Origin of the sequence: Sphingomonas sp. GC_Shp_6 (assembly GCF_026540835.1) — a bacterium.
GTDB lineage: Bacteria > Pseudomonadota > Alphaproteobacteria > Sphingomonadales > Sphingomonadaceae > Sphingomonas.
Map to the genome: position 1 here is coordinate 488,501 of NZ_JALNUO010000001.1, position 20,576 is coordinate 509,076.

18 protein-coding genes are annotated in these 20,576 nt (G+C 72.0%); 16 read left to right on the forward strand and 2 right to left on the reverse strand.

All coding sequences use genetic code 11. The annotated features are described in order from the left end of the window. The first annotated feature begins 2 nt into the window (after positions 1-2). From OXQ95_RS02495 to nagE, 5 genes are read left to right on the forward strand one after another with little or no spacing between them, the layout of a single operon-like run. Positions 3-1,034: an SIS domain-containing protein gene (locus OXQ95_RS02495; RefSeq protein ID WP_267379075.1), complete on the forward strand. Its 1,032-nt coding sequence runs from the start codon at positions 3-5 to the stop codon at positions 1,032-1,034. Beyond that, positions 1,031-2,167, forward strand: coding sequence for an N-acetylglucosamine-6-phosphate deacetylase (gene nagA / locus OXQ95_RS02500; protein WP_267379079.1), 1,137 nt, complete (start codon positions 1,031-1,033; stop codon positions 2,165-2,167). The genes OXQ95_RS02495 and nagA overlap by 4 nt, the downstream gene beginning before the upstream one ends. Then, on the forward strand, positions 2,164-4,671 hold the full coding sequence (gene galA / locus OXQ95_RS02505; protein ID WP_267379081.1) for a beta-galactosidase GalA: 2,508 nt from the start codon (positions 2,164-2,166) through the stop codon (positions 4,669-4,671). Before nagA ends, galA begins: the two co-directional genes overlap by 4 nt. Beyond that, complete coding sequence (gene ptsP, locus OXQ95_RS02510; protein ID WP_267379084.1) at positions 4,668-7,142, forward strand: phosphoenolpyruvate--protein phosphotransferase; 2,475 nt, start codon at positions 4,668-4,670, stop codon at positions 7,140-7,142. Before galA ends, ptsP begins: the two co-directional genes overlap by 4 nt. Continuing rightward, the gene (gene nagE, locus OXQ95_RS02515) at positions 7,139-8,848 is read left to right on the forward strand and encodes an N-acetylglucosamine-specific PTS transporter subunit IIBC (protein WP_267379087.1); all 1,710 of its coding nucleotides are present in this window, start codon (positions 7,139-7,141) and stop codon (positions 8,846-8,848) included. The genes ptsP and nagE overlap by 4 nt, the downstream gene beginning before the upstream one ends. A 27-nt stretch (positions 8,849-8,875) precedes the next feature. Here nagE and OXQ95_RS02520 read toward each other — a convergent pair whose 3' ends face one another. After that, a complete protein-coding gene (locus OXQ95_RS02520) occupies positions 8,876-9,451 on the reverse strand; it encodes a helix-turn-helix transcriptional regulator (protein WP_242098522.1) in 576 nt (191 codons plus the stop codon). Positions 9,452-9,538: 87 nt separating this feature from the next. On the opposite strand from OXQ95_RS02520, the gene OXQ95_RS02525 reads away from it, so the two are divergent. Together OXQ95_RS02525 and dapF are read left to right on the forward strand one after the other, a co-directional pair. Next, positions 9,539-10,000, forward strand: a complete 462-nt coding sequence (locus tag OXQ95_RS02525; protein ID WP_267379099.1) for a DUF6456 domain-containing protein — start codon at positions 9,539-9,541, stop codon at positions 9,998-10,000. Continuing rightward, positions 9,997-10,941, forward strand: a complete 945-nt coding sequence (gene dapF / locus OXQ95_RS02530) for a diaminopimelate epimerase (RefSeq protein ID WP_267379102.1) — start codon at positions 9,997-9,999, stop codon at positions 10,939-10,941. Before OXQ95_RS02525 ends, dapF begins: the two co-directional genes overlap by 4 nt. Before the next feature lie 7 nt (positions 10,942-10,948). On the opposite strand, the gene OXQ95_RS02535 is transcribed toward dapF, so the two are convergent. Beyond that, complete coding sequence (locus tag OXQ95_RS02535; RefSeq protein ID WP_267379105.1) at positions 10,949-12,361, reverse strand: hypothetical protein; 1,413 nt, start codon at positions 12,359-12,361, stop codon at positions 10,949-10,951. A gap of 111 nt (positions 12,362-12,472) precedes the next feature. Here OXQ95_RS02535 and glf point away from each other — a divergent pair, with 111 nt between their 5' ends. The 9 genes from glf to OXQ95_RS02580 all read left to right on the forward strand — a co-directional run bounded on the left by glf (position 12,473) and on the right by OXQ95_RS02580 (position 20,575). Continuing rightward, positions 12,473-14,746, forward strand: coding sequence for a UDP-galactopyranose mutase (gene glf / locus OXQ95_RS02540; RefSeq protein ID WP_267379107.1), 2,274 nt, complete (start codon positions 12,473-12,475; stop codon positions 14,744-14,746). Between the two features lie 172 nt (positions 14,747-14,918). Then, positions 14,919-15,413, forward strand: a complete 495-nt coding sequence (locus OXQ95_RS02545; protein WP_267379110.1) for a hypothetical protein — start codon at positions 14,919-14,921, stop codon at positions 15,411-15,413. Between the two features lie 59 nt (positions 15,414-15,472). Then, positions 15,473-16,714, forward strand: coding sequence for a terminase family protein (locus OXQ95_RS02550; protein WP_267379289.1), 1,242 nt, complete (start codon positions 15,473-15,475; stop codon positions 16,712-16,714). Between the two features lie 51 nt (positions 16,715-16,765). Next, entirely contained in the window at positions 16,766-17,878 is a 1,113-nt protein-coding gene (locus OXQ95_RS02555) for a phage portal protein (RefSeq protein WP_267379113.1), read from the forward strand. Continuing rightward, positions 17,875-18,168, forward strand: coding sequence for a DUF6127 family protein (locus tag OXQ95_RS02560; protein ID WP_267379116.1), 294 nt, complete (start codon positions 17,875-17,877; stop codon positions 18,166-18,168). Before OXQ95_RS02555 ends, OXQ95_RS02560 begins: the two co-directional genes overlap by 4 nt. After that, positions 18,165-18,533, forward strand: a complete 369-nt coding sequence (locus tag OXQ95_RS02565) for an HK97 family phage prohead protease (RefSeq protein ID WP_242098514.1) — start codon at positions 18,165-18,167, stop codon at positions 18,531-18,533. The genes OXQ95_RS02560 and OXQ95_RS02565 overlap by 4 nt, the downstream gene beginning before the upstream one ends. A gap of 21 nt (positions 18,534-18,554) precedes the next feature. Further along, positions 18,555-19,577, forward strand: a complete 1,023-nt coding sequence (locus tag OXQ95_RS02570) for a phage major capsid protein (protein ID WP_267379122.1) — start codon at positions 18,555-18,557, stop codon at positions 19,575-19,577. Positions 19,578-19,637: 60 nt separating this feature from the next. Next, positions 19,638-20,189 carry a hypothetical protein gene (locus OXQ95_RS02575; RefSeq protein WP_267379124.1) on the forward strand — a complete coding sequence of 184 codons (552 nt, stop codon included), beginning with the start codon at positions 19,638-19,640 and terminating at the stop codon, positions 20,187-20,189. Further along, positions 20,186-20,575, forward strand: a complete 390-nt coding sequence (locus OXQ95_RS02580; protein WP_267379126.1) for a DUF3168 domain-containing protein — start codon at positions 20,186-20,188, stop codon at positions 20,573-20,575. Before OXQ95_RS02575 ends, OXQ95_RS02580 begins: the two co-directional genes overlap by 4 nt. The last annotated feature ends 1 nt before the right edge of the window (position 20,576 follow it).

Consider the following 20,576-nt stretch of genomic DNA (forward strand, 5'->3'; position numbering starts at 1 on the left):
CCATGACAGTCGCGACCGACCCGATCAGCCTGATGCGCCGCGAAAGCCTGGAGGCGCCCGAGGCGGCGCGGCGTGCGCTGCTCGCCAATCGCGAGACGATCGCGACGCTCGCCGCGCGGCTGCGGCAGCGGCCGGTGCGGCTGGTCGGCACCTGCGCGCGCGGTTCGTCGGACCATGCGGCGACCTATGGCAAATATCTGATCGAGACGATGCTGGGCGTGCCGGTCGTCTCGGTCGCGCCGTCGGTGGCGTCGCTGTTCGCGGCGCCGGTGGAAACCGAGGGGGCGCTGTGCATCGCGATCTCGCAATCGGGCCGCAGCCCCGATCTGCTGGCGACCACGGCGGCCTGGCAAGCGGCGGGGATCGAGGTCGCCGCGCTGGTCAACGACGAAGGTTCGCCGCTCGCCACGCAGGCCGATTGGCTGCTGCCGCTCAGCGCCGGCCCCGAACGCTCGGTGGCGGCGACCAAATCCTGCCTCGCCGCGATGACGCTGATGGTGGCGTTGGTGGCGGCCTGGTCGCAGGACGGCGCGCTGGCGGAGGCGGTGGAGGCGCTGCCCGACCTGCTCGCGCGCGCCGTCGCGCAGGACTGGTCGGCGGGCGTGGCACCGCTGGCGGCGGCGCGGCAGATGTTCGTCATCGGCCGCGGCTATGGCTTCGCCGCGGCGCAGGAGGCGGCGCTGAAGCTGAAGGAGACCTGCGCGATCCAGGCCGAGCCGTTCAGCGCCGCCGAAGTGCGCCACGGGCCGATGGCGATCGTGGGGCCCGGTTTCCCCGTGCTCGCCTTCGCGACGGGCGATGCCGCGGGCGAGGGCGTCACGGCCGTCGCGAACGAATTCGCGGCGCGTGGTGCGATCGTGCTGCGTGCCGGGGCGGACGACGGCGCGCTGCTGCCGGTGGAGGCCGCGCATGCCGCGATCCAGCCGATCCTGATGCTGGCCAGCTTCTATGGCGTCGCCGAACGCCTCGCCCGGATGCGCGGGCTCGATCCCGACCGGCCGCCGCATCTCGCCAAGGTGACCCAGACCCGATGACCATCCTTCGTTTCGGCAATGGCCATGTCGTGGTGGCGGATGGGGTATGGCCGGGGGCGGCGATCACCGTCGCGGACGGGCGGATCGTCGCGATCGAACCGTGCGAGGCGGGGGCTGCCGGCGCGATCGACCTGGAGGGCGGCTGGCTGATGCCGGGCTTCGTCGACACGCAGGTGAACGGCGGCGGTGGCGTGCTGTTCAACGACGAGACGAGCGTCGCGGGCATCGCCGCGATTGGCGCGGCGCATGCGGCGTTCGGGACGACCGCCTTCCTGCCCACGCTCATCAGCGACTATCCCGATCGGATCGAGCGCGCGCTGGATGCGGTGGACGCGGCGATCGCGGCCGGCGTGCCGGGCGTGGTCGGTGTGCATATCGAGGGGCCGTTCCTGGCGCTCGCGCGCAAGGGCATCCATGACGCGACCCGGTTCCGCCTGCTCGACGATGCGATGATCGCGCTGCTGTCGCGCCCGCGCCTGGGGGTGGTGATGGTGACGATCGCGCCCGAGCTGGCGCGGCTGCCCGATATTGCCGCGCTGGCGGCGGCGGGCGTGCGGGTCAGCGCGGGCCATACCGAGGTGGATCATGCGGGCGCGCTTTCGGCCTTCGATGCCGGGCTCAGCGGCATCACGCATCTGTTCAACGCGATGCCCGCCATGCAGCAGCGCGCGCCAGGGCTGATCGGCGCTGCGCTCGACGATCCGCGGCCCTGGTGCGGGTTGATCGTGGACGGCGTTCACGTCTCGCCCACCGTGCTCCGCATCGCGCTGCGCGCGCGCGGCGCAGAACGGATGATGCTGGTGACGGACGCGATGTCGTCGGTCGGCGCGCGCGAGAAGGATTTCGTGCTGCAGGGCCGCCCCATCCGGGTCGCCGATGGCGTCTGCGCCTTTGCCGACGGCACGCTGGCCGGATCCGATCTCGACATGGCACGGGCGGTGGCGAACACCGTGTCGATGCTGGGGATCGCGCCGGCGACGGCGTCGCGGATGGCGGCGGCCAACCCCGCGGCGTTTCTCGGGCTGGGCCATGAGCGCGGCGACCTGGCGGCGGGTTTGCGCGCCGATTGGGTGTGGCTCGATGCCGGCTTCGCCGCGCGGGCGACGTGGATCGGCGGGGAACGGCGCGAATGACGCTCGACCGGCGCGCGCTGCTGCAGGGCTCCGCCGCGATCGGCGCAGCGCTCGCGGTCGGCCCGCTGCCGGCGGCCGGACACACCGACGCCGGGCCGCCGATGCCGCCGCCGCTCGACCAACTGCCCGAACGGCTGCCGGTCACCGATCCGTCGCGCGTGCTGCTCGATCATGGCTGGCGCTTCCATGCGGGCGACATCGTCCCGCCGCCGCCCGCGACGCACGACGCGACCTACAACAGCGTGAAGGCGGGCGCCGCGCAGGGCGCGGCCGCGATCGGCTATGACGATCGTGGCTGGGAGGCGGTGACGCTGCCGCACGATTGGGCGTCGTTCCAGCCCGTCGTCGAGACCGCCAACGTCAGCCAGGGCTATCGCCCGCGCGGCATCGGCTGGTATCGCCGCACGCTCCGGCTCGACCCCGCCGATCGTGGCCGCAAGCTGGAGATCCAGTTCGGCGCGATCGCCACCCACGCCACGATCTGGGTCAACGGCAGCGTCGTGGCGCACAATTGGTCGGGCTATAACGGCATCTATGTCGACGTGACGCCGTTCGCGCGGTTCGGCGACGAGCCGAACGTGATCGCGGTGCGCGTCGATGCGAACGCGATGGAGGGCTGGTGGTACGAAGGCGCCGGCCTCTACCGCCATGCCTGGCTCGCGCGGCGGCCGGCGGTGTCGATCGCGACCGACGGCGTGCATGCCGATCCGCGGCGCGGCGACGACGGGCAGTGGCGCGTGCCCGTGACGGTCACGCTGGAGAACATCGCCGATGCCGTCGCCATGCCGAGCGTGGCGGCGACGTTGGTGGCACCCGACGGGCGCGTGGTCGCCACGGGCAGCGCGACGGCGAGCGTCGCGTCGCTCGATCGCGCCGAGGCGCGGCTGACGCTGGCGGCCGGCACGCCCGGCCTGTGGTCGGTCGACCGGCCGACGCTCTACACGCTGATCGTTAGGGTGGGCGACGGCGCGACGCTGGACGAGCGCCGGCTGGCGATCGGCTTCCGCACGATCCGGTTCGATGCCGATCGGGGCCTGTTCGTGAACGACATGCCGGTGAAGCTGAAGGGCGTGTGCCTCCACCAGGATCATGCCGGGGTGGGCGTCGCGGTGCCCGATGCGCTGCTCGCCTGGCGGCTCCAGCGGCTGAAGGACATGGGCTGCAACGCGATCCGCTGCTCGCACAATGCGCCGGCCGCCGAACTGCTCGACCTTGCCGACCGCATGGGGTTCCTCGTGATGGACGAGAACCGCCATTTCGATCCCGCGCCCGATTATCTGGCGCAGCTCGAATGGATGGTCCGGCGCGACCGCAACCATCCGAGCGTCATCCTCTGGTCGGTCTTCAACGAGGAGCCGATGCAGGGCACGCCCGCCGGCGTGGCGATGGTGCGCCGGATGGCCGCGGCGGTCCGCCGGCTGGACGACGGCCGGCCGGTGACCGCGGCACAGAACGGCATGTTCTACGCCCCCGCCAACGTCTCGCAGGTCGTGGGCGTCACCGGCTTCAACTATTACCAGAACGAATATGACAAGTTCCACGCGCTGCGCCCCGCGCAGCCGGTCACCAGCTCGGAAGACACCAGCGCGTTCATGACGCGCGGTGCGTTCGCCAACGATCCCGCCGCGCACGTCATCTCGTCCTACGACACCGAGGCGGCGAGCTGGGGCGCCACGCACCGCGCGAGCTGGCAGGCGATCGCCGCGCGGCCGTTCGTCGCGGGCGGCTTCGTCTGGACGGGGTTCGATTATCACGGCGAGCCCACACCCTATGCCTGGCCGACCGTCTCCAGTTTCTTCGGGATCCTCGATCTGTGCGGCTTTCCCAAGACCGCCTATGACATCCGCCGCGCGCAGTGGATCGACGACACGCCCGTCGTAGCGATCGCGCCGCACTGGACCTGGCCGGGCCGCGAGGGGCAGCCGATCGCTTTGCTCGTGACGGGCAACGCGGATCGCGTGGTCGTGCGCCTGAACGGCCGCACCGTCGCCGATGCGCCGCTCGACCGGGTGATGGGGGCACCGTGCACCGTGCGCTATGCGCCCGGCCGGATCGAGGCGATCGCCTATCGTGGTGGCCGGGCGGTGGCGCGCGCCGTGCACGAGACGGCGGGCGCGCCGGTCGCGCTGCGGCTGACGCCCGCGCGCCGCGTGATGGCCGGCGATAGCGAGGACGTGCAGCCGGTGACGGTCGACGCGGTCGATGCGCATGGCCGCCATGTGCCGGGCGCCAATCTGCCGGCTCGCTTTGCGATCACGGGCGGCGCGATCATCGGCGTCGGCAATGGCGATCCGAACTGCCACGAGCCCGAAAAGGGCGACGCGCGATCCTTGTTCAACGGGCTCGCGCAAGTCATCGTCGCGGCGGATGCCGGGCGCGGCGTGCTGACGCTGGCCGCCACCGCGCCCGGCCTGCGCCCCGCCACGCTGACGGTCGAGCGCCGCGCCCGCCCGCCCCGCCCCCAGGAGCCGGTAACGGCGGCCACAGGAATCATCGCCGCATGACCACCATCACGCTGTTCGCCCCGCTCGCCGGCTGGGCGATGCCGATCGCCGAGGTGCCCGATCCGGTCTTCGCCGAGGGCATGCTGGGCGACGGCATGGCGATCGATCCCACCGGCGACACGCTGCATGCGCCGTGCGACGGCACCATCCTGACGGTGCATGCCGCGCGCCATGCGGTGACGATGGCGATGGCGGACGGCACCGAATTGCTGATGCATATCGGCATCGACAGCGTCGCGCTGGGCGGCGCGGGGTTCACCGCGCTCGTCCGCCCCGGCGACGTGGTCGGGGCGGGCGATCCGCTGATCCGTTTCGATCTCGACCGGCTGGTGACGGGCGCGAGCGCGGCGGTGACGCCGCTGCTCCTGACCGGCGCGGGCGTCCCGATCGGCTGGCGCCATCCGGGCGGAATCGTCGCCGTCGGGGAAGCGCTGTTTCGGTTCGAGCGGCAGGCCGCGGCGCCCGGAACCGCCGTGGTTAGCGGTGACGAGAGGGTGCGCACGATGCGCATCGGCCTGCCGCACGGCTTGCACGCCCGCCCGGCGGCGCGGATCGTCGCGGCGCTGCGGCCGCTCGCGGCGGAGGTGACGCTGGTGAGCGCGGGCCGGCAGGCATCGGCGGCCAGTTCGATCGCGCTGCTGGGGCTGGGGCTCGCGCACGATACCCCGGTGACGATCACCGCGCGCGGCGACGATGCCGAGGCCGCGATCGACGCGGTCGCCGCGCTGCTCACCCGCGAGGTCGGACCGGCCGCGCCGCCACCCGCCCGGACGCGGGCCGCCGCACCAACCGTCGCGCCGTTGCCCGCGGGTGCGATCGCCGGCATCGCCGCCGCGCCGGGGCTGGCGGTCGGCCCCGCCTGCTGGCTGCGGCGGACGCGGCCGCAACCCGCCGCGCGCGGCGAGGGCGTGGCGGTTGAGCGGGGCCGGTTCGCCACCGGCATCGCGACCGTCCGCGCGGCGCTCGCCCTGGCGACGGAGGCGCAAGGCCAGGCGGCGGGCGTCTTCGGCGCGCACCGCGAGATCCTCGACGATCCGATGCTCGCCGAGGCGGCCGAGGCGGCGATCGACGCGGGGGCGAGCGCCGCCGCCGCGATCCTGACCGCAGCCGAGGCGCAGGCCGGGCTGCTGCGCGCGGCGGGCGATCCGCGCATCGCCGAGCGCGCCGACGACATCGTCGATGTCGGCGAGCGTGTCGCGCACGCGATCCTGGGCACCACGGCGGCCGGCGAAGCACCGCCCGCCGGCGCGATCCTGTTGGCAGACGATCTGCTCCCCTCGCAGTTCGTCGCGCTCGATACCGCGCGCATCGCGGGCATCGCGCTCGTCCGGGGCGGCCCGACCGCGCATGTGGCCATCCTCGCGGCGGGCGCGGGCGTGCCGATGACGGTCGCACTCGGCACCGCGCTGGAAAGCGTCGCAGACGGCACGCCGATGCTGATCGACGGCGATGCGGGCCATGTCGTCGCCGATCCCGACGCGGCGACCCGCAGGGCGGCCGATACTGCCATCGCGCGCCATGCCGCCGCGGCGGTGCGGGCCGGATCGATCGGCAGCGCGTCGGTCGCCACCAGCGACGGGACGCCGATCGCGGTGCAGGTGAATTGCGGTTCGGCCGCCGATGCCGTCGCCGGCATGGCGGCGGGCGCGGACGGTTGCGGGCTGCTGCGGACCGAATTCCTGTTCCTCGATCGGACCGCCGCGCCCGATGCCGCCGAACAGACCGGGGCCTACCGCGCGGTGATGGAGGCCTTGCCCGATCGGCCGGTGACGATCCGGCTGCTCGATATCGGCGGCGACAAGCCCGCGCCCTATCTGGCGCTGCCGGCCGAGGAAAATCCGGCGCTCGGCCTGCGCGGCGTGCGGATCGCGCTGGCCCAGCCCGCGCTGCTCGACGCGCAACTGGCCGCGATTCTAGCGCTGGCCGAGCCGGCCCGCGCGAAGATCATGGTGCCGATGGTCGCGAGCGCGGCCGAGCTGGCGAGCGTGCGCGCCGCACTCGAACGGATCGGCGGCGGCGCTTGCGCGCTGGGCGCGATGATCGAGACGCCCGCCGCGGCGATCGGCGCGGACCTCATTGCGCGCGAAGCCGATTTCCTGTCGATCGGCAGCAACGACCTCACCCAATATACGCTGGCGGCGGATCGCGGCAACGCCGCGGTCGCGGCGATGCTCGACGGCCTGCACCCCGCGGTGCTGCGCCTGATCGCCGAGACGTGCGCGCGGGCGGGCGCCGTGCCGGTCAGCGTCTGTGGCGGCCTTGCGGCCGATCCGCTCGCCGCGCCGATCCTGATCGGGCTCGGGGTGCGTACGCTCTCGGTGCCGCCCGCCCGCGTCGCCGCGACCAAGGCGCTGGTGATGGCGCTGGCCCTGGATGCGGCCGCCGACCATGCGCGCGCCGCGCTCGCCTGCGCCTCGGCCGCCGAGGTTCGCGCGCTTGCCCGCCGTTTCGCCGAGGAGACCGGCCGATGATCGTCAAGTTCGGTTCGCCGATGCCGCTCCTCCAGGCGCTCGGTCGTGCGCTGATGCTGCCGATCGCGGTGCTGCCGATCGCGGGATTGCTGCTGCGGCTGGGCCAGCCCGACCTGCTGAACATCGCCTTCGTCAGCGCGGCGGGCGAGGCGATCTTCGCACATCTCGGCCTGCTCTTCGCGGTGGGCGTCGCGACCGGCATCGCGCGCGACGGCAATGGCGCGGCGGCGATGGCGGGCGTGGTCTGCTATCTCGTCATCGACAATGCCGCGCAGGTGTTCCTCGTCGCACCCGCGGGGCTGGTTCCGCCCGGCAGCGCGGCGGCGGTGGGGCAGGCGCTGCTCGGCGCGTGGAAGGCGGCGGCGATCGACAAGCTGCAGGTGCCGATCGGCATCGCCGCAGGCCTGGTGGGGGGCGGGTTCTACAATCGTTTCTCAACGGTCAAGCTGCCCGATTATCTCGCCTTTTTCGGCGGCCGGCGGCTGGTGCCGATCCTGGCCGGCATCGCCGGTCTGGCGGTCGCGTTGCCGCTCGGCCTGACCTATGGCTGGATCAGCGCCGGGGTGGACGCGCTCAGCCAGGGCATCGTGGCATCGGGCAGTTGGGGCCTGTTCGCGTTCGGTCTGCTCAACCGGCTGCTGATCGTCACCGGACTGCACCACATCCTGAACAACGTCGCCTATTTCCTCGTCGGCGATTATCACGGGCAGACGGGGGATCTGACCCGCTTCTTCGCCGGGGACCCGAGCGCCGGCGTTTTCATGAGCGGCTTCTTCCCGGTCATGATGTTCGGCCTGCCCGCCGCCTGCCTTGCCATGTACCGATCGGCGGCGCCGGACCGGCGCGCGGCGGTGGGCGGTCTGTTGCTGAGCCTGGGCCTCACCTCGTTCCTGACCGGCGTGACCGAGCCGATCGAGTTCAGCTTCATGTTCCTCGCGCCCGTACTTTACGTCGTGCACGCGGTGCTGACGGGCACGGCCGAAGTGGTGATGAACCTCCTCGGCGTGCGGCTCGGCTACGGCTTTTCGGCCGGGCTGCTCGATTATGTGCTGAACTATGGACGCGCGACGCGCCCGCTGCTGATGCTGCCGGTGGGCGCGCTCTACGCGCTGCTCTATTACGGCCTGTTCCGCTGGGCGATCGTCCGGTTCGATCTGCCGACGCCCGGGCGCGAGCCGCTGGTCGCGGAGGCGCCGCTTGCACCCCCGGTGACCGCCGAGGGCAAGGCCGCCGCGTTCGTCGCGGCACTGGGTGGTGAGGCCAATCTCCGGCAGGTCGATGCGTGCGCGACCCGGCTGCGGCTGACGCTCGCCGATTCCGGTGTGATCGACGAGGCCGCGCTTCGTGCGCTGGGCGCGCGCGGCGTGCTGCGGCCCTCGGCGAAGACCGCGCAGGTGATCGTCGGCGGGATCGCCGACGGGCTGGCGATGGAGATGCGCGCGGTGCTCGATCAGCCCGAACCGGTCGCCGCCACGCCCGCGGTGGCCATTGCGGCGCCGGCCGGCACGCTGCCGCGTTCGATCGGGATGGCGGTCGGCGGGTGGGGCAATATCCGTTCGGCGACGCGCCATGCGGGCCGCTGGCGCATCCTGGTCGAGGATCCCGAGCGGATCGACGATATCCGGCTTGCCGCGTGCGGTATCCGTGCCCTGGCCCGGCCGGCCCCCGCCATCATCCACCTGTTGTTGCAGAACGAAGAGGTCTGATGGCCGCCCGTCGCGGCTAGCGGTGCGTCACAGATCGCGCACCAGCCGCACGGCGCGCGCGATCCATGGCGGATCGGCGATCACCTGCTGACGCTGGCCCGCACCGGGCGGAAGCAAATGGAGGCGCGCGCCTTGCGCGCCGGTGTCTCGCCCGATCAGCCGGCCGAACAGGAACCGGCCCGCGGCGCGCGGCACCAGCACGTCGCGGTTGAGGGCATGGCCGAACGCGTCGGGCGCCAGCGGTTCGCACCAGATCGAATCGCCCGCGCGGTAATCGCCGATGCCGCCGGTGACGCTCACCGCCACCCAGCCGGGCTGCGCCAGGGGTGGCGTCACGCTCGCCGCGCGGCGTGGCGCATGCACGCCGCCCGCATCGAGGATCGCGGCCACGGGCAGGTCGGACCGGTCGGGCAGCGTCACCAGATCGGCCGCGGTGACGCCCATTGCGGCGGCGATCCGGTTGAGCCACGCGATCGACACCGTGCGCGTGCCGGTTTCCAGGCGGCCGATCGTCTGCGGCGTGGAGGGCGGGACACAGGCGCGGGCGACATCGTCGAGCGTCAGCCCGCGGGCACGGCGAACATCGCGGATGGCGGTAATCACGATCGCTCTCCAACCATATCGGTTCGCCACTGTCCTACACATGTGCCCCTGTGGCAAGCCCGCAGCGATCTGGAGGATGGAGGCATTATGCGCGAGCTGGTGGAACATGGGCTGGAGAATGGCGTGGTGCGGGCGAGCCCCGCCGGTCGGGGTCGGCGCGTCAGCGTGAATATCGCCGAATCACCGCTGGGCTGGCTGCGCGCGCGCGGGATGGTGGATGCGCGGCAGTTCGAGGCCGGGGAGCGGCTGCGCGCCGATTACGAGCGCGCCGCGCTCGCGCCCTCGGTCACGATGCGCTGGGCGGCGCGGGTGGACGGAGCGACCGGCGAGCGGCTCGATCCCACCAGCGCGCAGATCGCCGCCAAGCGCCGCTTCGATGCGGCGACCGCCGCGATGGGGCCCGGCCTGCGCGACGTGGCATGGCGCGTGGTGTGCGCGTGCGAGGGGCTGCCCGCGGCGGAGCGGGCGCTCGGCTGGCCCGCCCGCGCGGGACGGATCGTGTTGGGGCTGGCGCTCGACGCGCTGGCCGACCATTATGGTCTTCCATGAGGTTCGCCATAGTCAAATGCCACGGGTCGGGCAACGACTTCCCGATGATCGACGCGCGGGGGCTCGCGCTAGGCGACGCCGAATGGGCGATCGTCGCGCGCGCGCTGTCCGATCGTGCCGGCCCGGTGGGCGGCGACGGGATCCTGCTGCTCGGGCCAGCGCGCGGTGAGGCCGATTTCGCGATGACGATGCGCAACGCCGATGGCAGCGAGGCGGAGACGTGCCTCAACGGGCTGCGCTGCGTCGCGCGCGCGGGCTTTGCGGCGACCGGGCTGAGCGCGGCGACGGTCGCGTTGAAGATCTCCGCGGCGACGGCGGTGCGCGCGGAGGATCTGGCACCCGGCGTGTACACGGTGCGCGAGCGGGCGGGGCCGGCGACGCTCGACCTCGCCTCCTGGCCGATGCACATCGGGGCAGCGACCCTGGTCGATGCGCCGATCGCCGCGCTCTCGCCGGCCCAGCGTTTCACCGCGGTGCGCATGCCCAATCCCCATCTCCTGGCGTTCGTCGAGGCGATCGATGAAGCCGAACTGGCCCGGATCGGTGCGCTGTGCGAGGCAGCGCCCGATTGGCTGCCCGGCCGCGCGAACGTCAGCTTCGTGGAGGTGCGCGGGGACGCGCTCTTTGTGCGCACCTTCGAGCGCGGCGTCGGCCTGACCGACAGTTGCGGCAGCGCAATGGGCGCCTCGCTCTACGCGGCCTGTCTCACCGGACGGGTTGGCTACGGCGTCGACACCATGATCCTCAACCGCGGCGGGATGATCCGCGGTCATGCGGAGGCGGATGCCATGGTGACGCTGTCGGGCAACGCCACCTATGAATGGGCCGGCCGCGTCACGGTCGATATGGCGACCGGCATCGCCTCCGATCTGGTGGTGGAACAGCGCTTTCCGGACGAAGTGGCGGCGTGGGACGCGCTGAAGGCGCGCATCGCCGGGTAAGAGCGCCTCAGATCCGCCGGATCGCGACCGCGCAGTCGCCGCTGACGGTGACGTCGAACGCCAGTCCGTGCTCGTCCGCGACCACCTCCCGCTCATCGCGGCTTTGGCCGGCGATCGTGTCCCAAATGGTCACGCGAAACCGGCCGGGCGGCATCGGCACCGTGATCGGGCGCAGCGTGAAGGTCGCGTTGTCCACCCGGCCGTCGGGCATTCGGCCGCCGCGGCGCACCAGCCACAGCACCGCCTGATCCGCATCGCCGCAGCCGAGCGCGTGATAGCTCCGCACGCGCACCGCGAACGGCGTGCGGCGAAAGCGTTGCCAGTCGATCAGCGGCAGGAAGCCGCTCATCGCTCGCTGCGCCAGCCGCATGCCGGGGGTGAGGACGTGCGGGTGGCGGTTGGGCCAGCGCATCCCGCCGCCGACCCCACCGCTGGCGAGATGCGCCCAGCTCATGTGGCGGAAATATTCGTCGTCGAACGGCGCGGGCAGCGTGCGGTGCTTGTCCTTGAAGGCGTGGATCGGGCCATGTTCGGTATCGAGAAAGGGCCGGGTGTCGGTGATCTCGCCCAGGCACTGGCGCACCACGCGACCCATCGCGAGCGCGGGTCGCACCGTGTCCGTGGGGTTGTCGATCGGACCGGAGCGATAGATGTGGATGGTCGCGAAATCGAGATCGGGGTGGCGGAAGATCGGCTCGGCCATTGCCAGTTCCGGGCGCCACCACAATTCGGGGCCGTAGATCGACACGGTCTGCGGATGGCTGCGCCCATAGAGCCGCTGCTCCAGGCCGCGCACATGCTGCGACAGGTCGGCGATGAATTCGTCGAAACAGGCCGCGCCGTTCTCCGCCTGCGCGGGGTGGATCTCGTTCCACAGATCCCAGGCGAAAAGCGCGCCCGATCCGCCCCAACGCTCGGCCATGAAGGTCAGCCGCGCCTTGATCGCCTGGCGCAGCTCGGGGCTGAGCAACAGGCGCGCGGCCGTGTCGAGCGGGCCACCATTGGCGGCGTTCCACGGATGGTGGCGCCAGTGGATCCACATCCAGAACGTGTCCACCGGCGTGAGCAGGATGCGCAGGCCGGCGCGTTCGCACAGCGCGAACAGATCGTCCCATAGCCGCACCATGGCGGGAACGCGCACGCCCGCCGGCCGCTCGAAATAGCGATGCCGCACCTGCGCATATTCGACCATCAGCCGCAGGCAGGTGACGCCGTGCTCGACCAGCCAGGCGAGATGGCGCTCCACCGCGGCCAGATCGCGGCGGCGGAACAGCGGCGCGAGTTCGGGCCAGGTGATCGCGTCGTTCTGGCCGATCGGCGTCCAGTTCGCGCCGGTATCGTCGATGAAATAGGGCGCGCCCGGCGCGGTCCGGATCCACGGCAGCGGGGGCGTGCGGGGCAGGGGAACGGAATCGGTCACCCGCGCGCTCCTGCCAGACGCCGCCGCCCAGGCCAAATCGCGATACGGTAGCATGGATCAATGCCTTTTCCGTGTCTTACCGGTAGGGGCGGGGCTTGATTGGAGTTGCTGATGAACGTTCTGGCCCCGCGTGCCTCCCTCGATCCCGCTGCCCGTGCCGGCCTGTTCCTCTGCTTTTCGCATCTGCGCTGGGATTTCGTCTTCCAGCGGCCGCAGCATCTGCTGACCCGCATGGCGCGGCATCATCCCGTCGTCGTGTGGGAAGAGCCCGAGACGGGTGGCGTCGCCTCGCCCGATCTGGCGATCCGCGCGTCGGGGCCGGGTCTGCGCATCGCGACGCCGCGCCTTCCGCACGGGCTGGACGACGGCGCCCGCGATGCCGCGCTCGCGCAGTTGCTGGCGGCGTTCCTCGCGGACGAGCCGCCGGTGGCGGTGCGCTGGTATTACACGCCGATGATGCTCGCCTTCTCGCGCGGGGTCGCGGCCGACTGCACCGTCTATGATTGCATGGACGAACTGTCCGCCTTCCGCTTCGCGCCGCCCGAGCTGCTGGCGCTGGAGGAGGAATTGCTGGCCGCGGCCGATCTGGTCTTCACCGGCGGCTACAGCCTGTACGAGGCCAAGCGCACCCGCCATCCGGATGTGCGCCCCTTCCCCTCCAGCGTCGACGTCGCGCATTTCGCCCGCGCGCGCGACACCGTTCCCGATCGGACGGCGCGGCCGCGGTTCGGCTTCTATGGCGTGATCGACGAGCGCATGGACCTCGACCTGCTGGCCGGGCTGGCCGATGCGCGGCCGGAATGGACGATCGAAATGGTCGGCCCCGTCGTGAAGATCGATCCCGCCGATCTGCCGGTGCGCGACAACATCCTCTATTCCGGTTCGCGCGGCTATGACGAACTGCCAGCGGCCGTGGCGGGCTGGGACGTGGCGCTGATGCCGTTCGCAATCAACGCGGCGACGCGCTTCATCAGCCCGACCAAGACGCCCGAATATCTCGCTGCGGGGCGCCCGGTGGTGTCGACGCCGATCGTCGACGTCATCCGCCATTACGGCACGGTCGCGGGTGTCCGGATCGCGCAAGGCGGCGCGGATTTCGTCGCGGCCTGCGACGCGGCGCTGGCGCTGGCGCGCGGCGATGACCGCGCCTGGCGCGACGAGGCGGATGCGCTGCTCGCGGCGATGTCGTGGGACGATACCGCCGATGCGATGCTCGCCGCGATCGACGCGAAACGCGCCGCGCCGGTGGAATTGCCGCATTACGACTATCTGGTGGTGGGGGCCGGCTTCGCCGGATCGGTGATGGCCGAGCGGCTGGCGGCCGATGGCGGCAAGCGCGTGCTGGTGATCGACCGGCGCCCGCATATCGCGGGCAACGCGTTCGACGTGGCGGACGAAGCGGGCATCCTGATCCACCGTTACGGCCCGCACATCTTCCACACCAATTCGGCCGAAGTGTTCGACTATCTGTCGCGCTTCACCGATTGGCGGCCCTATGAGCATCGCGTCCTGGCCGAGGTGCGCGGACAGCAGGTGCCGATTCCGATCAACCGCACCACGCTGAACGCGCTGTTCGACGCCGGGCTCGAGAGCGACGCCGATGCGGCGGCCTTCCTCGCGGCGCGCGCCGAACCGGTGGCCGCGGTGCGCACCTCGGAGGACGTCGTCGTCTCCGCGGTGGGGCAGGAGCTCTACGAACTGTTCTTCCGCGGCTACACGCGCAAGCAATGGGGGCTCGATCCGTCGGAGCTGGACAAGGCCGTCACCGCGCGGGTGCCGACGCGAACCAACGTGGACGATCGCTATTTCGCCGACACCTATCAGGCGATGCCGGCGGAGGGCTTCACCGCGATGTTCGCGGCGATGCTCGATCACCCCGGCATCACGGTGCGGCTGGGGGTCGATTTCGCCGAGGTGAAGGACAGCGTGCGTTACGACCGGCTGGTCTATACCGGGCCGATCGACGAGTATTTCGACCATTGCCACGGTCGCCTTCCCTATCGCTCGCTGCGGTTCGAACATCGCACGCTGCCGGTCGCGCAGCACCAGCCCGTGGCCGTCGTCAACTATCCCGACGAGGCGGTGCCCTTTACGCGAGTCACCGAATACAAGCATTTGACCGGGCAGGTGGCCGCGGTGACCAGCGTCACCTACGAATATCCCGCGGCCGAGGGCGATCCCTATTATCCGATCCCGCGGCCCGAGAACCAGGCGCTGTTCAAGCGCTACGAGGCACTCGCGCTCGCCGAGCCCGACGTGGTCTTCGTGGGGCGGCTCGCCACCTATCGCTATTACAATATGGATCAGGTGGTGGGCCAGGCGCTGGCGACCTATCGCCGGCTGAAGGCGCGCGAACCGGATACGCTGCTCGCCGCGGCCGAGTGACCGTGCGAACCAAAAGGGTACAAAACACTTGACAGCGTCACGCTCCTTGGGTACATAACAGGAACGCTGAAGAATTGCGAGTCGGGCCGGGATGGCGCGGGCAGAAGCACGTGTCGTCGCCGGCCCGAACTGCGTTCGGCGGCCGGCGATCATGGCGGTGCGGGGGTGGATCATGGGCAAGCGGGACGACGCGCGTGACGGCGAGGTCGCGACCCGCCGCTGGACTCCGGGGCGGCGGAAGCGGTTTTTCGATGGGCTGGCGCAAACCGCCGATGTGGCGGGCTCGGCGCGGGCGGCGGGGATGTCCGCCGAACGCGCCTGCCATGCGCGCCGGACCAATGCCGCGTTCGCCGCGGCGTGGCGCGATGCGCTGGCGATCGGTTACGAACGGCTGGAAACGGCGTTGCTCGGCCATGCGCTGACGGGCGTCGATGCGCTCGAGGTGGTGGCGGCGGATGGATCGGATGCGTCCCCGCGCGTGATGGCGCCGGATCAGGTGAAGGTGGCGATGGCCATCCTCAACCGGCACGACGCCGCGCAGCGCCGCGGGCCGGAGCTGCCGCGCGAGCGGCCCACCGCGACGCTGGCCGAAGCCGAGGCGGCGCTGACGAAGCGGCTGGACGCGGTCGCGCGCCGCCGGCCGGTCATCGACGGCGATCCGGCGTGAACGCGCGCGTGGGGGTCGCGCAGCTCGCGGCGATGGGGCCGATGGAACGCGCCGCGGCGATGAAGGGGTTGAACGCGGCGCAGGTCGGCCGCCTGCTCGAACATTGGGATGCCTGGGCGCTCGACGGCCAGCGCGCACCTCCCGGCGACTGGCGGGTCTGGCTCATCCGCGCCGGGCGGGGTTTCGGCAAGACGCGTGCGGGCGCCGAATGGATCAGCCAGTTCGCGCGCGATCATCCCGAGGGGCGGATCGCGCTGGTCGGCGGCACGCGCGAGGACGTGCAGCGCGTGATGGTGGAAGGCGAGAGCGGGCTGGTGAGCGTGGCGCATGCGGGCGAGGCGCCGCGGTGGCGCCCGACGGCGGGCGAGCTGCGGTTCGCCTCGGGTGCGATCGGCTTCGTCTATTCGGCCGGATCGCCCGAGGCGCTGCGCGGGCCGCAGCATCACGCCGCCTGGTGCGACGAGCTCGCCAAATGGCGATACGGCGACATCGCGTGGGACAATCTGGTGATGGGCATGCGGCTGGGCGACCAACCGCGCATCGTGGTGACGACGACGCCGCGGCCCACCAACCTGATGCGTCGCGTGATGGTGGAACGCGGGATGGTCGAGACGCGCGGACGGACGGACGACAATCCGCATCTGCCGCAGGCGTTTCGCGACGCGATGCGGGCCTATGCCGGCACGCGGCTGGGGCGGCAGGAACTCGATGGCGAACTGATCGACGACGTGGCCGATGCGCTGTGGACGCGCGCGCGGCTGGAGGGGTGGCGCGTGCGCGTCCACCCGCCCGTGCGGCGCGTCGTGGTGGCGGTGGATCCGCCCGCGGGGATCGGCGGCGATGCCTGCGGGATCGTCGCGGTGGCGCTGTGCGACGATTCGCGCGCCTATGTGCTGGACGACGCGAGCGTGGAGGGGCTCGCCCCCGAAGGGTGGGCGCGCGCGGTGGCGGCGTGCGCCGCGCGGCACGGTGCGGACCGGGTGGTGGCCGAGGCCAATCAGGGCGGCGCGATGGTGCGCAGCGTCCTGCACGCGGCCGACGGCACGCTGCCGCTGAAGCTCGTCCATGCCGCGCACGGCAAGGTGGCGCGGGCCGAGCCGGTGGCGATGCTCTACGACAACGACCGCGTCCGCCATGTCGGCGTCTTTCCCCGGCTGGAGGACGAATTGTGCGGGCTGGTGCCGGGCGGCGTCTATGCCGGGCCCGGCCGGTCGCCCGACCGTGCCGACGCGCTGGTCTGGGCGATGACCGCGCTGATGCTGGAACGGCGCGTCGCCGCGACGGTGCGCCCGATCGGCTGAGCCGCTTCGGCCCCCGCCCCGCGGGCGGGGCGAATCTTTAGGAGAATCATCATGAAGATCTTCGGCTGGAAGACGCCGCGCGACGGCGCGCGCCCGGCGCTGTCGACATCGGGCGGGGCGGGGGGAAGCTGGGCGACCGCCGGCGGCTGGCCGCAATCCTATGAGGCGCAGCTGCGCGAGGGCTATGGCCGCAACCCGATCGCGCGTCGCGCGGTGCGGCTGGTGGCGGATGCGGTAGCCGACGCGCCGCTCACCGCCTCCGATCCCGCGCTGGCCGCGCTGGTGACCGCGCGGTCGGGCGGGCAGGCGCTGATGGGCGACGTGGCGGCGCATCTGCTGCTGCACGGCAACGCCTATATCCAGGTGCTGAACGATGCCGAGGGGCGCGTCGCCGAACTCTATGCGCTGCGCCCCGAGCGGGTGGTGGTCGAGCCCGACGCGGGGGGCTGGCCCGCCGCCTATCGCTATGCGGTGGGCGCGAACGTGGTGCGGCTGAATGCGGGGCCGGAGCGTCCGCAGGTGATCCACCTGCGCAGCTTCAACCCGCTCGACGACCATTATGGCCTTGGCTGCCTGGGTGCGGCGGCGGCGGGGATCGCGGTGCACAATGCCGCGGCGCGCTGGAACGCGGCGCTGCTCGACAATGCGGCGCGGCCGAGCGGCGCGCTGGTCTATGATCCGGGCGACGGCTCCGCGCTATCGCCGGACCAGTTCGCGCGGCTGAAGGCGGAGATGGAAGCGGGCTTTTCGGGCGCGGCCAATGCCGGGCGGCCGATGCTGCTGGAAGGTGGTCTCAAATGGCAGGCGCTGTCGCTGTCGCCCGCCGACATGGATTTCGCCGGCACCAAGGCCGCGGCGGCGCGCGATATCGCGCTCGCCTTCGGGGTGCCGCCGATGCTGCTCGGGCTGCCGGGCGATTCCACCTATGCCAATTACAAGGAGGCGAACCGCGCGCTGTGGCGGCTGTCGGTGCTGCCACTGGCGGGCACGATCCTCACCGGCATCGCGCAGGGGCTGCGCGGCTGGTTCGCCGGCGCGGCGCTGTCGGTCGATCTCGATCAGGTGCCGGTGCTGGCCGACGATCGCCAGCGGCTCTGGGCGAGCATCGGCGCGGCGACCTTCCTGACCGACGCCGAGAAGCGCCAGCGCCTGGGTGTCGCATGAGCGGCGCGGTGCTGGCGCAGCTCATCGCGCAGGGGCAGGCGGGCGGCACCGATCTGCTGACGCTGCGCGCGATCGCGGAGGAGGCGGGCGAACTGGGCGCGACGCGCGCGCTCACCCGGCTGGGCTTGGCCGACGAGGGCGCCGAACGCGACATGGCCGAATTGCGCGAGCTGCTGGCGGCGTGGCGCGATGCCAAGCGTTCGGCGTGGAAGGCGGTGGTGGGCTGGCTTTGCGCGGCGTTGCTCGCGCTGCTGGCGGTCAAGCTGGGCCTGGGCGAACTGGTCAAATGAGCATGGCCTTTGCGGGCTATGCCGCGCTGTTCGACCGGGTCGATCGCGCGGGCGACGTGACGCGGCCAGGCGCGTTCGGCGGCCCCGCCACCGTGCCGCTGCTGTGGCAGCATCGCGGGCGCCCGGTGGGGCACGTCACCACGCAGGAGGATGCGCACGGGCTGCGCGTGGCGGGGGTGATCGACGATCCCGAGGCGGCGCGGCTGGTGCGCAGCGGCGCGGTGGCCGGGCTGTCGGTCGGTTACCGCCCGCGCCGCGTCCACCAGGGCGCGCACCGCGAATTGCATCGGGTCGATCTGGTCGAGGTGAGTCTGGTGGCGGTGCCGATGCAGCCGCGCGCCCGGGTCGACCGGATCGACGGATAGGTTTCACACGAGGAGAATGTCATGGACACGACGACGATGGATATCGGCGGCGCCGCGGTGGCGCGCCCGGTGCTCGAGGGCGGGACGAAGCCCGACGGCGCCTTTGCAGGCTATGTGCGGCAGGGCGCCACGCTCGAGATGAAGGCGTTCACCGGGGTGACGGGCGATGCCGGCGGCTATGCGGTGCCGCGCGAGATCGATGCGGTGATCGACCGCACGCTGACCGCGATCTCGCCGATCCGCGCGCTCGCCAATGTGGTGAAGGTGGGGACGGCGGGCTATCGCAAGCTGGTGACGACGGGCGGCACGCCGTCCGGCTGGGCCAGCGAGGTGGACGCGCGGAACGGCACCGCCACGCCCGTCTTCGCCGAGATCGCGCCGCCGATGGGCGAGCTTTACGCCAATCCGGCCGCGAGCCAGGCGATGCTCGACGATGCCGCCTTCGACGTCGAGCAGTGGCTCGCCGACGAGATCGCGACCGAATTCGCGCGCGCCGAGGGGGCGGCGTTCGTCAACGGTTCGGGGGTGAACCGGCCCAAGGGCTTCCTCCAGTCGCCGACCGCGTCCACGCCCGACAAGGCGCGGCCGTTCGGCACGCTGCAATACCTGCCCAGCGGCGCGGCAGGCGATTTCGGCGCGGCGCCGCAGGAGCGGCTGATCGACCTCGTGCAGAGCCTGCGCGCACCCTATCGTCAGGGCGCCGCCTTCGTGATGAACGCCGCCACGCTGTCGCGCATCCGCAAGTTCAAGACGAGCGACGGCGCGTTCGTGTGGGCGCCGAGCCTCGCGGTGGGCGTGCCCGCCACGCTGCTCGGCTATCCGGTGGTGGAGGCCGAGGACATGCCCGACATCGCCGCGGGCAGCCTGTCGATCGCGTTCGGCAATTTCCAGGCGGGCTATCTGATCGCCGAACGCGCGGAGACCGCGATCCTGCGCGATCCCTATTCGAACAAGCCGTTCGTCAATTTCTACGCGACCAAGCGGATCGGCGGGTGCGTCGCCAATTCGGAAGCGATCAAGCTGATGATGTTCGCCGCCAACTGACCGGCCGGGGCGGGTGCGCAGCCGCGGCTCGCCCCTTGCTCGGCTTCGAGGAGAATCACCATGACGCAATCGGCGATCCCGCCGGCCGTCGTCGCGCGGGCGGCAGCGGCGGCGGGCGCGTATCTTCGCCTGCAGGGGGGCGACGAGGACGCGCTGCTCACCACGCTGGCGGCGAGCGCGCTCGCGCTGGCCGAGGCGTTTCTCGGCAGCCCCTGCGTGATCCGCGCAAGCGAGGACCTGTTGTCCGCGGGCAGCGGGTGGCAACGGCTGGCGCAGGCGCCCGTCGTCGCGATCGACGGCATCACCGGCCTGCCGGCGGACGGCGCGCCGTTCGTGCTGCCCGTCCAGGATTATGGCTATGACATCGCGGGCGACGGCACCGGCTGGGTCCGCGTGCTCGCGCCCGGCGCCGCGGGGCGGGTGGCGGTCGCCTATCGCGCCGGGCTGGCGGCGGACTGGGACGCGCTGCCCGCACCGATCGCGCAGGGCGTCGCGATGCTGGCGGCGCATCTGTTCGAGCGGCGCGACGGCGATGGTGCGCCGCCCGCCGCGATCGCCGCGCTGTGGCGGCCGTACCGGCGCATGCACCTCGGCGGGCAGCGCGCGGCATGAGCGCGCGCATCCTGTTGCAGGCGGCCGTCGTCGCCGCGCTGAAGCCGGCGCTGCCCGGTGCGCGCGTCTTCGATGCGCCGCCGGTGCGGGGCGGCGTGCCCTATGCGGTGGTGGACGAACCCGTGCTGGCCGATTGGAGCACCAAGAGCTGGTCGGGCTTCGAGGGGCGCGTCGTCGTCGCGCTGACCGATGCGGGCGAGCGGCCGGTGCGGCTGCGCCAGCTCGTCTCCACCGCCGAGGACGCCGCCTGCGCCACCAGACCCGAGATCGGCGAGGGCTGGCGGATCGTCCAGTTCCGCCTGGTGAAGAGCCGCATCGCGCGCAGCGGCGCCGACCGATGGGGCGCGGCGAGCGAGTTTCTCGTCCGCCTCTACCGTTTATCCTGAA

Bases quoted from the DNA above. Each gene is read 5' to 3' on its own strand.
- OXQ95_RS02495 (WP_267379075.1), top strand. From the start codon at position 3: ATGACAGTCGCGACCGACCCGATCAGCCTGATGCGCCGCGAAAGCCTG.
- nagA (WP_267379079.1), top strand. From the start codon at position 1,031: ATGACCATCCTTCGTTTCGGCAATGGCCATGTCGTGGTGGCGGATGGG.
- galA (WP_267379081.1), top strand. From the start codon at position 2,164: ATGACGCTCGACCGGCGCGCGCTGCTGCAGGGCTCCGCCGCGATCGGC.
- ptsP (WP_267379084.1), top strand. From the start codon at position 4,668: ATGACCACCATCACGCTGTTCGCCCCGCTCGCCGGCTGGGCGATGCCG.
- nagE (WP_267379087.1), top strand. From the start codon at position 7,139: ATGATCGTCAAGTTCGGTTCGCCGATGCCGCTCCTCCAGGCGCTCGGT.
- OXQ95_RS02525 (WP_267379099.1), top strand. From the start codon at position 9,539: ATGCGCGAGCTGGTGGAACATGGGCTGGAGAATGGCGTGGTGCGGGCG.
- dapF (WP_267379102.1), top strand. From the start codon at position 9,997: ATGAGGTTCGCCATAGTCAAATGCCACGGGTCGGGCAACGACTTCCCG.
- glf (WP_267379107.1), top strand. From the start codon at position 12,473: ATGAACGTTCTGGCCCCGCGTGCCTCCCTCGATCCCGCTGCCCGTGCC.
- OXQ95_RS02545 (WP_267379110.1), top strand. From the start codon at position 14,919: ATGGGCAAGCGGGACGACGCGCGTGACGGCGAGGTCGCGACCCGCCGC.
- OXQ95_RS02550 (WP_267379289.1), top strand. From the start codon at position 15,473: ATGAAGGGGTTGAACGCGGCGCAGGTCGGCCGCCTGCTCGAACATTGG.
- OXQ95_RS02555 (WP_267379113.1), top strand. From the start codon at position 16,766: ATGAAGATCTTCGGCTGGAAGACGCCGCGCGACGGCGCGCGCCCGGCG.
- OXQ95_RS02560 (WP_267379116.1), top strand. From the start codon at position 17,875: ATGAGCGGCGCGGTGCTGGCGCAGCTCATCGCGCAGGGGCAGGCGGGC.
- OXQ95_RS02565 (WP_242098514.1), top strand. From the start codon at position 18,165: ATGAGCATGGCCTTTGCGGGCTATGCCGCGCTGTTCGACCGGGTCGAT.
- OXQ95_RS02570 (WP_267379122.1), top strand. From the start codon at position 18,555: ATGGACACGACGACGATGGATATCGGCGGCGCCGCGGTGGCGCGCCCG.
- OXQ95_RS02575 (WP_267379124.1), top strand. From the start codon at position 19,638: ATGACGCAATCGGCGATCCCGCCGGCCGTCGTCGCGCGGGCGGCAGCG.
- OXQ95_RS02580 (WP_267379126.1), top strand. From the start codon at position 20,186: ATGAGCGCGCGCATCCTGTTGCAGGCGGCCGTCGTCGCCGCGCTGAAG.